6 protein-coding genes and 1 riboswitch are annotated in these 11,447 nt (G+C 66.1%); of the genes, 1 reads left to right on the forward strand and 5 read right to left on the reverse strand.

Annotated features, from left to right (window positions below):
- Positions 1 to 90: 90 nt before the first annotated feature.
- The 5 genes from QMX79_RS17555 to thiC form a co-directional block, all read right to left on the reverse strand.
- Complete coding sequence (locus tag QMX79_RS17555) at positions 91 to 2,934, reverse strand: TonB-dependent receptor (RefSeq protein WP_282247894.1); 2,844 nt, start codon at positions 2,932 to 2,934, stop codon at positions 91 to 93.
- A 68-nt stretch (positions 2,935 to 3,002) separates the two neighbouring features.
- On the reverse strand, positions 3,003 to 3,884 hold the full coding sequence (locus QMX79_RS17560; protein WP_282247896.1) for a helix-turn-helix transcriptional regulator: 882 nt from the start codon (positions 3,882 to 3,884) through the stop codon (positions 3,003 to 3,005).
- A gap of 123 nt (positions 3,885 to 4,007) precedes the next feature.
- Positions 4,008 to 6,320: a winged helix-turn-helix domain-containing protein gene (locus QMX79_RS17565; RefSeq protein ID WP_282247897.1), complete on the reverse strand. Its 2,313-nt coding sequence runs from the start codon at positions 6,318 to 6,320 to the stop codon at positions 4,008 to 4,010.
- Between the two features lie 293 nt (positions 6,321 to 6,613).
- A complete protein-coding gene (locus QMX79_RS17570; RefSeq protein WP_282247899.1) occupies positions 6,614 to 7,291 on the reverse strand; it encodes an ion channel in 678 nt (225 codons plus the stop codon).
- Between the two features lie 114 nt (positions 7,292 to 7,405).
- Positions 7,406 to 9,175: a phosphomethylpyrimidine synthase ThiC gene (gene thiC, locus QMX79_RS17575; RefSeq protein ID WP_282247900.1), complete on the reverse strand. Its 1,770-nt coding sequence runs from the start codon at positions 9,173 to 9,175 to the stop codon at positions 7,406 to 7,408.
- Positions 9,176 to 9,288: 113 nt separating this feature from the next.
- Positions 9,289 to 9,390: riboswitch (TPP riboswitch) on the reverse strand.
- Positions 9,391 to 9,458: 68 nt separating this feature from the next.
- Here thiC and QMX79_RS17580 point away from each other — a divergent pair.
- Positions 9,459 to 11,030, forward strand: a complete 1,572-nt coding sequence (locus tag QMX79_RS17580; protein ID WP_282247901.1) for a BCCT family transporter — start codon at positions 9,459 to 9,461, stop codon at positions 11,028 to 11,030.
- Positions 11,031 to 11,447: the final 417 nt, after the last annotated feature.

Genomic DNA, 11,447 nt, shown 5'->3' on the forward strand with positions numbered 1-11,447 from the left:
GGGGGCTGGGTTTTTTTAATAACCCACCGAAGATACTGCGGGCGCCCGTGGGGGCCCGCCCTCTCTTTATTGCACCAGTGGTTCGATGGATCAGAACTTCTGGGTGTACTTCATGTACAGGAAGCGGCCGATATCGAAACCGCCGTAGTAGGCGAAGCTCGAGTTCTGCTGCGAGTACATCAGCGGACCCTTGTGGTCGAACACGTTGTTCGCGCCCAGGGCGATGGTGGCATCCCACGGAGCCTTCCAGCTGACCTGCAGGTCGTGGAAGGTGTTGGAACCGGTCTTGCGCAGCGGAGCGGTCTCGCCGTAAGCGATGCGGTCCGGATCGGTGCAGCCGATCGCGATGCACGGCTCGTTGAGGCCCGAGTAGTAGCGAGCGGTGTAGTTCACACCGAAGCTGCCCAGCGACCAGTTGACACCCAGGTTCGAGCGCACGCGGAACAGGGCATCCTGACCGACGCGGCCGATCATGATGTCGTCGCCAGCGGCGTTCTGTGCGGCTTCGTCGTACTTGGACAGGTAGCTGGTCTGCCAGTCAATGGCGAACTGACCGATGGCCAGCTCCGGCAGGCGGTACTTGATGCCCAGGTCGTAACCTTCGGTGTCCATCTTGCCGAGGTTGGCGGTGCCGTAGGTGATCGCGCTGATGTGGCCATCGGCCGCACGGGTCACGCTGCCGCAACGGCTGGAATCACCCAGCACGTAGCAATCACGCAGGATGCGATCAACGGAGTCGTCGATGATCATGTTGCTGATTTCGTAGCGGTACCAATCCAGCGAGACGTCCAGGCCCTGCACCCAACGCGGGCTCCAGACCAGACCCACGGTCTTGCTCTTGGAGGTTTCCGGCGACAGGTTCGGGTTGGCACCCGAGATGAACTGGTCACCCGACTGGCACGGCGTGGTCGAGCACGGGACGTTGCCCTGGCCCAGCTGCACGTAGTCGGCCGGAGCGCCACCGGCAAGGCAGGCGGCATTGCCGGCCACGCTGCCCGACACGCCAACGGCGCACGGATCGGTGTAACGCTCGAAGCTCGAGCTCAGGCCGCCGTACAGGTCGGCGATGGTCGGAGCGCGGAAGCCCTCGGCGTAGGTGCCGCGGACCAGCAGCTCGTCGATCGGACGCCAGGTCAGGCCGAACTTGCTGTTGGTGGTGCCACCGAAGTTGCTGTAGTCCGAATAACGGCTGGCAACGTTCAGGGTCAGTTCCTTGGCGAACGCCATGTCGGCCAGGATCGGCACGTTCAGTTCGAGGTAGACCTCGTTCAGATCGTACTCACCCTGGGTCGGCTTCTGGCCCAGGCCGGTGGACATGCCCGACTGTGCGAAGGCGTCCGGCACGTAGCTGCCTTCTTCCTTGCGGTGCTCCACGCCCACGGCGAAGCCGAGGTCGCCGGCCGGCAGGGTCACGATGGAACCCGACAGGTTGGCGGTGAAGCTGGTGGTCTTGGTCACGCCACGGGTGGTGTAGGTCGGGAACAGGAAGTCCTGCAGCTCCGGATCCGCCAGCGAACCCTGGCCTGCAACGCCGTACGGCAGCAGCGGGTTCCACGGACGGCAGTCGCCCAGTGCGATCGGGTTGGCAGCGGTACCGCACTGTGCCACGCCCTGCGCATTGATGAAGGACGCACCCAGGGCCTGCTCGGAAGCGATCAGGCTCATGTCACCGCGCTGGGTCTTGATCGACTCATTGCGGTTCCACAGCGCGCCGACGTCCCAATCGAAGGACTTGCCGGCCAGCTCGAAGTAGCCGCTGACGGTCGGGGCGAAGCGCAGGGTCTTCAGCTGGCTGTCGGTGGTGCGCGGCACTTCCCACAGGCGGCGACGGAAGTTGACGTCCTGGCCGACCGGGTTGAAGGCGCTTTCAGCGGTCAGCGGGGTGCCGAACGAGGACGACTGGTACGGGTAGCCGGCGATCTGCTGGAACGTGTTGCGCTCGTTGTAGAGCACATCGGTGTTCAGGCTGATGGTGTCGGTGAAGTCGTAGGTGCCGTTGACGTACAGCGACTTGCGCTCGATACCGGTCAGCAGGCTCATCTGCTCGTTGGAGTTGGCGTACTCCTCGGCGGTCAGCGTGTGGTAGTCGTTCGGGTTGTTCGGGTTGCCACCCTGGTTCAGGGTCTGCCACACGGCCGTCTTGGAATCGGCACAGTTGACCTGCAGCGGGTTGCACCAGCTGCCGTACTGGCTGATCGGGCTGCCATCGGCGGCCACCGAGTTCGGACCACGGCCGCCATCACGGCTGTACCAACGGTCCTTGGCCCACACCGGATCCTGCTTGGAGTATTCGGCCGACAGGGTCAGGCTGCCGCGTTCGCCGGTAGCACCCAGGGTCATCGAGTACTGCTGGTTCTCGCCGTCGCCCTGGTCGTACTGACCGAAGTAGACGTTGACTTCACCGCCGTCGAAGTTCTTGCGGGTGATCACGTTGACCACGCCGGCAATGGCGTCGGAACCGTAGATCGAGGAGGCACCGTCCTTCAGGACTTCAATGCGCTCAACGGCCGACATCGGGATCTGGCTCAGATCCTGGTAGCCGCCGGTGGTGGCGCCGAGGCGCTTGCCGTTCATCAGCACCAGGGTGCGCTGGGCGCCCAGGTTACGGATGTCGACGTAGTAACCGCCCACGTTCTCGCCCGAGGACAGGGAGTCCGAACGCGAGATGGCCGGCGAGCCGGCCGAGGTCAGGTTGTTCAGCACGTCTGCGACGTTCGAGAAGCCCTGCTTTTCCAGGGTTTCGCGGGTCATCGTCAGGATCGGCTGCTGGGTCTCCATGTTGGCGCCGCGAATACGCGAGCCGGTGACCGAGATGCGATCCAGGTCAGTGGTGCCGGAGGCTGCTTCCTGTGCCGAAGCGAAGCTCGGCACGAGCGCCAGCGCAATGCCGGCCGGCAGAAGACCCAGCCGCACTGCGGGAGTACGAAAATTCATCAATCTCTCCAAGGTACGTTAGTAGCGTGTTAAACCGCCTCGGAAAGTTACGATTGCGTTACCGTTAATTATTTGCGCGATGCCACCGGACTCTTTGCCGACTTTGGCGAAAGCGATCCGCCGGTCTGCCGATAGCCCGACGCGGACTGGCCATAACGGGCGCGGAACGCACGCGCGAAGCTGCAGCAGTTGTCGAAACCGCTGGCGGCAGCCACTTCGCCGATCATCATGTCGGTGTCGCGCAGCAGGTCCGCGGCGCGCTCCAGGCGCAGGCGCGCCGACAGCGACTGCGGGCTTTCTTCGTACAGGCTCTGGAACGTCTTGGACAGGTACCAGCTGGAGAAATTGGTCAGCTCGGCGAGTTCGCCGATGCGCACCACCCGGTGGCTGTTGCCTTCCAGGTACAGGCGCGCACGCTGCATGCGGCCGAACACCTGGCGCTTGCGGATGCGCGAACGGCCCGGGCAGCGCTGCACGCCGGTGGCCATGCCACGCTGCATCGAGGCCAGGTGCAGCAATACCGGGCGCAGGGCCTGCGCGGGCTGGCCGCTGGCCAGCGCATCGCGCCACAGGCGCAGTGCTACGCGCACTTCGCCGCGGCTCATGCTGCCGCGGCCTGCGTACAGGCTGCAGTCGGCCAGTTCGCCCAGCGCGCGCAGCGCTTCAGGCGCCAGGCTCAGGCCGATGCACAGGCCATCGCGGCCGGCCTGGATCATCGGCTTGGATTCCTTCTCGAACGCGATCCACTCGCGCTGGCGCAGGCGGAAGCGGCCTTCCTTCGATTCGACCCACGCGCTGCCACGCAGCTGCATCCACACGGTGAAGGTGGTGCCAGCCGTCTGCAGGCTGCCCAGCCGGGCCACGCCCAGGCAGGTCGGCAGCGGACCGTCGTCGACGATCTTGTCCAGGGAGAGCGATTGGCCGCGATCGGCGAGGGAAAGCTGACGCATGACGTACACCGGGGTTTGCCGTTACGGGGCACCCGTTTTGCCAAATGAGGCGGTCTGCGTCAGGACGATTCAACGAGATTGATGCGAATTCGTCACGATGCCGTTACGAAAGAAGTACGACGACTACTTTCCTTTCCAGAACAACAGGTTGGGCACCGAGGAAAACACCGGGCGGGGCGGTTCGGGCAGCGTCATCACCCCGATGTCGGCGCCGTCGGCGACTGCCAGGGCCAGGTACAGGGCGCTGCCATCGGGCTGCGCGCTGAAGCCGTTGCCGGCGCTGAGCCGATCGGCGTCCAGGCAGTACTCCGCCCCCTGCGACGGGCTGTTGATCCGTGCGAATACGGTGGAGCAGTCGGCCCGGCTGGACAGGTAATCCAGGCTGCCATCACGGGCCACCGCCCAGGTGCGGTAGCGCCAACGCGACGGCCGGTCCTCGCTGACCTGCTGGATGCTGGCCGGATCCAGCCGCAGATCGGCCGACCACAGCCCGCCTGCCGCCAACCGGGTGAACAGCACGCGCTGGTGGGCCGCATCCAGCCGCGCCTGCGACACCCCATCGACGTGGCCGAGCAGTTTCCACGGCGTGCTGCGCCGATCGAACAGCGACAGGCGCATGCGCTCGTCATGATCGCGTTCCACTACCAGCACGTGGTCGTTGTCACCGGCATACAAGGCCTGCAACGGCTGCGCCACCGGGACCGGCAGCGCCACGATCTGCTCATCGCGCGGCGACACCTCGTAGATCACCGGCCGCGCCTGTGCATCACGGCCCGATACCAGCAGATGGGTGCTGTCGGGCGACCAGTCGGCGGACTGCCGGGTTTCAGGACGCAGGCCTTCCACCGGCCGCAGCGATTCGGGGCGCGACAGGTCGGCCCACCACAGCCCGTAGTTGCCGGAACGATCGGAGGTGAACACCAGCTGCCGGCCATCGGGCGCCAGCATCGGCTGGCCATCGCGGCCGTTGGAGGGGAACAGGCGTTCGGGCGTGCCGGGGCGGCCGTCCTTCACCGGCACGCGGAACAGGCCGAACTGCGCCTTGCGGTGCACGAAGGCCAGCATGTTGTTGCTGCGCGACAGTGCCGGCGACTGCGCGTCGTCCAGGCCCACATCGCGCAGCGTGCGCGTTTCAGTATCCAGTTCGTACAGGCGTGCTTCGCTGTCCACGCGGCGCCCGAACACGATGTGCCGGCTGTCGCCGCGCCAGGCCCAGCCACGGATCTCGGCCGAATCGTTGGTCAGCTGTTCGGGCACGCCACCGCTGGCCGGCAGGCGCCAGAGGTCGCCGATCTGCGGGTTGCGCACGAACACGATCCAGCGGCCGTCCGGCGAGAAACGCGGGGCGTAGTCGAAGCTGTCGTCGGCAACCTGGTAGTCCACCGGGGTCCAGGCACCGCTGGCGATGTCCAGCACGCGGATGCCGCGATGGGCGTGCCGGCCGGACAGCGAGCCGAACACCAGGCCGCGCCCGTTGGGCGTCCAGTCGAAGCTGAGCAGCTCGGTGCCGTCGCAGCGCGTAACGTGGCGGATCGCACCGCCGGTCGCGCTGGCGATCAGCACCTCGCAGCTGCCCTCCGGGCCAAACCGCGCAAACGCGATATCGCGGCCGTTCGGCGACCAGTTCGGGAAGCGGTCCGAATGGCCCGCAGGCGTATCGGTCAGCAGCCGTGCCGGTGCGTTGCCGGAAGTCTGCACCTTGATCGCGCTGCCGCCGCCGGCCGCATCGTCGGCCTCATAGGCCACCTGCGACCCATCCGGGGATACGGTCGGGTAGGTCTCGAAGCCGGCGGTGGCGGTAATCAAACGATAGGGGCGCTGCGGGCTGCCGACCACGCGGCTGCCGTCTTCCAGCACGCCACTGCCTTCGGGCCCTTGCGGCGGTGGCGGGCGCTGCAGCAGCAGCGCGGCCATCACCAGCAGGGCGACGAACATGCCCAGGCCGATGGCCAGGAACACATAGCGCCGATTGCGCCGCCAGCGGCTGCGCGGGCGCGGCGCGGGAGTGGCCGCGGCGAACACGGCGGCCAGCGCATCGCGTTCGTCCTCATTGGGCGCGGCATCCACGTCCGGGCCGGGCTCCACCAGCACCGATACCGGCTGCAGCAGCCGGTAACCGGTCTTGGCGATGGTTTCGATATAAGCGGTTCCGGCGTCATCGTCGCGCGAGAACGCCTTGCGCAGCTGGGTGATGGCCTGGGTCAGCACATCGTTGGTGGGCAGCGTGTCCGGCCAGACCTCGGCGAACAGTTCATCGCGGGTCACCACCGCACCGGGCACGCGCATGAGCACCTTGAGCACACCCAGTGCCTTGGGCGTGAGCCGGCGCGGACGACGCGCGCCCTCCACCACCACCTCACGCGACGACAGCGTGATGGTGCAATCGCCGATCCTCAGGCGGTCGGCAGCGGGTGTCTCACTATCCAGGCTGATCATTCCGGCGCTACGTAATACAACTGAACAACAGGAACGCAGCATTCATCGAATCAACCACAGATCGAACGAACCGCCAGATTCCGCACACGTCATCAGTGCAAAGGGCAAAGACACTGAAGCGCGCGAATACTAGCCTATGCCGGTTAACTGCGCCTGTGCGCGCAGAGGACACCAGGCCTCTCTCGCCGACGAATCCACATAAATTGCTTCAACATTCGCGCCTCTTGGCGCGAATTTTTTATCTGCGATTCAGCAACTTTTTAGCGTTGATTCAGTAATTTTTTATCGCCGATTCAGTTTCGCGCGTTGCGGATCATGGTCAATCCGACCAGTCGCGACACCACCAACGCTACGTACATCACGCCTGCGAACTGTTCCAGCATCACCAGTGCGCGTGCCTGCGGGTGCACCGGCACCACGTCGCTCAGGCCCACCCCGGATAACAAACTGAAGCTGAGATAAAGCAGCTCCATCCAGGTGCGCAGTTCGCTCTCGCTGGTGGCCACGAAACTGCCCGGGTACCACTGCTGGCAGACCGCGAAGGCGAAGGCGAATGCCCAGGCCAGCAGCGTGAAGGTGGCGCCCGCGGCGAACAGCTCGTCGCGGGTCACCTTGTGGTCCTGCAGCATGTAGGCGATCAGGCTGCCGGCCGTGTAGAAGTACAGCAGGCATTCCAGCAGCTGGGCGGTGGTGACCAGCGCCGGCCGCCCCAGCAGCGCCCCCGAGAGGGAGAACACCACCGAGGGAATGGCCAGCAGCAGGGCCACCCACATGCCCAGCGGGCTGCGCCGCACCACCCACAGCGCCAGGCCGAGCACCGCGATGCCGAAGGCGCCGAACAGCGCGCGGCCGGCCCCGGACTCGTCCATGGCCGGGTACAGCAGCACGCCCAGCAGCTGCACCCCCAGCAACCAGGCCGAGGGGTGCCGGCGGGCGATGGCCAGCCATCGGGTGGTGCGCGCTATGGCCATCGTGGTGTCCCTGCCCCTGTGTCGGTGGCCGAAGCTTAACGGCTGCCGCGCTGAGGCGGCATGACGGTCCGCCTTGGCCGCCCGTCCTGGCGGGTCACGACCAACGGTCGTGACCTACCCCGCTTGGCCCGCTGCGTAGTCGCGCACGTCCTGGGTGATCTTCATCGAACAGAAGTGGGGGCCGCACATCGAGCAGAAATGGGCCTCCTTGTGCGCATCCTTGGGCAGGGTTTCGTCGTGGAACTCGCGCGCCTTTTCCGGATCCAGGCCGAGGTGGAACTGGTCTTCCCAGCGGAACTCGAAGCGCGCCTTGCTCAGTGCGTTGTCGCGCACCTGCGCGCCCGGGTGGCCCTTGGCCAGGTCGGCGGCGTGGGCCGCGATGCGGTAGGCCATGATGCCGTCGCGCACGTCCTGCCGGTTGGGCAGGCCCAGGTGCTCCTTGGGGGTCACGTAGCAGAGCATGGCGGTGCCGTACCAGCCGATCATCGCCGCGCCGATCGCGCTGGTGATGTGGTCATAGCCCGGCGCGATATCGGTGGTGAGCGGCCCCAGCGTGTAGAACGGCGCCTCGCCACATTCGCGCAGCTGCTTGTCCATGTTTTCCTTGATCAGCTGCATCGGCACATGGCCGGGGCCTTCGATCATGGTCTGCACATCGTGCTTCCAGGCGATCCTGGTGAGCTCGCCCAACGCTTCCAGCTCGCCGAACTGCGCGGCATCGTTGGCATCGGCAATGCAGCCCGGGCGCAGGCCATCGCCCAGCGAGAAGGTCACGTCGTAGGCCTTCATGATCTCGCAGATGTCCTCGAAGTGCGTGTAGAGGAAGTTCTCGCGCTGGTGGGCCAGGCACCACTTGGCCATGATCGAGCCGCCGCGCGAGACGATGCCGGTTACCCGATTCGCGGTGAGCGGTACGTGGCGCAGCAGCACACCGGCATGGATGGTGAAATAGTCCACGCCCTGCTCGGCCTGCTCGATGAGCGTGTCGCGGAAGATCTCCCAGCTCAGGTCTTCGGCGCGGCCATCGACCTTTTCCAGCGCCTGGTAGATCGGCACGGTGCCGATCGCCACCGGCGAGTTGCGCAGGATCCATTCGCGGGTTTCATGGATGTGCTTGCCGGTGGACAGGTCCATCACGGTGTCACCGCCCCAGCGGATCGCCCACACCAGCTTCTCCACTTCCTCGGCGATGCCGGACGACACCGCGCTGTTGCCGATGTTGGCGTTGATCTTGGTCAGGAAGTTGCGGCCGATGATCATCGGCTCGCTTTCAGGGTGGTTGATGTTGTTGGGCAGCACCGCCCGACCGCGCGCGATTTCCTCGCGCACGAACTCCGGCGTGATCGAGGCCTGGATGGAAGCGCCGAATGACTGGCCGGGATGCTGCATCAGCAGCGCCTTGTCGCGGATCGCCTCGATGCGCTGGTTTTCGCGGATCGCCACGAACTCCATTTCGGGGGTGATGATGCCGCGACGGGCATAGTGCATCTGGGTGACATTGGCGCCGGCCACGGCGCGGCGCGGTTGCAGCCGCGACGGAAAGCGCACCGCGTCCAGCCGCGCATCGGTTTCGCGCGAACGCCCGAACGCCGAGCTGGGCCGACCCAGCAGTTCGGTGTCGCCGCGCTCGGCGACCCAGCCCGCACGCAGCGCCGGCAGCCCGGTGGACAGATCGATGCGGGCCTCGGGGTCGGTATAAGGACCGGAGGTGTCGTAGACGGTCAGCGGTGCGTTGTCGCCGCTCAGCGCGATCTCGCGCATCGGCACCTGCAGGTCGCTGCGCGAGCCGGGCACGTGGATCTTGCGCGAGCCGGGAATCGGTCGCGTGACCGATTCAGACAGCTGCTGGGCCTGTTGCTGCAGGGCGGAAAGGTGTGCGTTCATCGGGCATCGTCCTGGGTTGTCGGTGCGAGGGTTCGCACGGCGAGGGACGAAGCGGCGGCGCACGGCCGGCGCACGGCGCGCGGATGCCAGGCGGGGGCTGGGCGGCGCGGTGCATCGGCTGTTGCGAAGCTTCCCTACGCCGGTATCAACCGGATCAGGTTCGAAGGGACTGTCTCAACCGTGGCCACATGGCCGCGGTACCCCCGCTTCGGGGCGGATTAGACCACACCTGCACCGGAAGTGTGAACAGCCATGTCATGCCGCCTTGGCTAGACTGCCGCGCATGGTATTCCGACTCTCCATCGCCCTGGTGGTGCTGCTGGTGCTCGCCGCCGGCGTGGCACCGGACCCGTTCAACGAGATCGTGCGCGGCGGGCTGGTGCACATCATCCGCAGTGCCGGCTGGCTGTACCTGCTGGTGGTGTTCATCACGCTCTCGTTCCTGCTCTATCTCGCCTTCGGCCGGCTGGGCTCGCTGCGGATCGGCGGCGAAGACGCCGAACCGGATTTCTCCAACGCCAGCTGGATGTCGATGCTGTTCGCTGCCGGCATGGGCATCGGCCTGGTGTTCTGGGGCGCGGCCGAACCGGTGTCGCACTTCGTCACCCCACCCGAGGGCCTGCCCCCACAGAGCATGGAAGCAGCGCGCGCCTCGATGCGCTATGCGTTCTTCCACTGGGGCCTGCACCCGTGGGCGATCTACGCGCTGATCGGGCTGGCGATGGCCTGGTTCCAGTTCAACCGCAACGGCCGTGGCCAGATAAGCGACCTGCTGCAGCCGCTGATCGGCGCGCACCATCGCGGTTGGATCGGCACGGTGGTGAACGTGGCAGCGGTGGTGGCGACCGCCATCGGCGTGGCCACCACGCTGGGCTTCGGCACCATCCAGATCGCCGCAGGCCTCGAGCGCGTGTTCGGCCTCCACGCCGGCGCCCCACTGCAGCTCACCATCATCGCCGTCGCCTTCGTGCTGTACATGGCGTCCACCGCCAGCGGCGTGAACCGCGGCATCAAATGGCTCTCCAACTTCAACCTCGGCCTGGCCGCGGTGCTGCTGGCGCTGGTGCTGGTACTGGGCCCCACTGCCTTCATCTTCGATACCTTCACCACCACCATTGGCTCCTACCTCAACCAGCTGGTGACGATGAGCCTGCGCATGTCGCCGTTCTCGGGCAGCACCTGGGTAGCGGACTGGACGATCTTCTACTGGGCGTGGTGGATCGCCTGGGCGCCGTTCGTCGGCTCGTTCATCGCCCGCGTCTCGCGCGGGCGCAGCATCCGCGAATTCGTGCTCGGCGTGGTGATCGCGCCCAGCGTGCTCGGCTTCCTGTGGTTCTCGGTGTTCGGCGGCACCGCGCTGTGGTCGCAGATCTTCGGCCATGTCGACCTGGTGCAGGCACTGGGCACCGGCTACGAAACCGTGCTGTTCACCATGTTCGACAGCCTGCCGATGCCCACCGTGCTCTCGGTGATCGCGCTGGTGCTGCTGATGATCTTCTTCGTCACCTCGGCAGACTCGGCGGTACTGGTACTGGCCAGCATGTCCACCGACGAAGCCGGCGACCCGCCGCTGTCGCGACGGATCACCTGGGGCGTGGCGATCGCGCTGATCGCCGCCGTGCTGTTGCTGGCCGGCGGCCTGGATGCGCTGCAGGGCATGATCACCATCGCCGCCCTGCCCTTCGCACTGCTGATGCTGGCGGTGATGTGGTCGCTGTATCGCGTGCTCGACATGGAATATGCGCTGCAGCGCCGCCGTGCGTTGCGCGCGCGGCGGATGATGGATGCCTGGATCGAGCGCGAGATCGCCGCGCAGGAAGAGACGCGCGATGAGGCGTCGCGGGCGGATGGTTAGCGCGTAAGAGCGGCGTTTCAGTTGCTACGTAGTGGGGCGGGCGTCGGGTAGCCACGCTCCGGGACACGCCGCAAGTACGTCCATGTAGGCTTGGCAAAAACATCCATGTTTTTGACAGTCCCTACGGTGGCCACCCGCCGGCCGCCCCCGACAGATGGCCGCGTGCGGATGGAAAAGGCAGCCACGCAGGGCGTGGCTCTACGAGGTGCCGTTGGTAGGTTCGGTTCCCGAACGAACGCACGGAACGCACCCACGTCCGGTAACGCATGGAATCGAACGGCGTCGCCGTTGATCTTCCATGGCCCCCAACACACCGTCGAGGGTCGGCGGGGGCGGGGGTACGGGGGCTTTGCGAAACATGGATGTTTCGCAAGAGCCCCCATGGATGGGTTCACGGCGCCCCCCGTACCCCCGCAC

It is taken from the genome of Stenotrophomonas sp. PS02300 (genome assembly GCF_029959395.1).
In the GTDB taxonomy this organism is placed as follows: domain Bacteria; phylum Pseudomonadota; class Gammaproteobacteria; order Xanthomonadales; family Xanthomonadaceae; genus Stenotrophomonas; species Stenotrophomonas maltophilia_AD.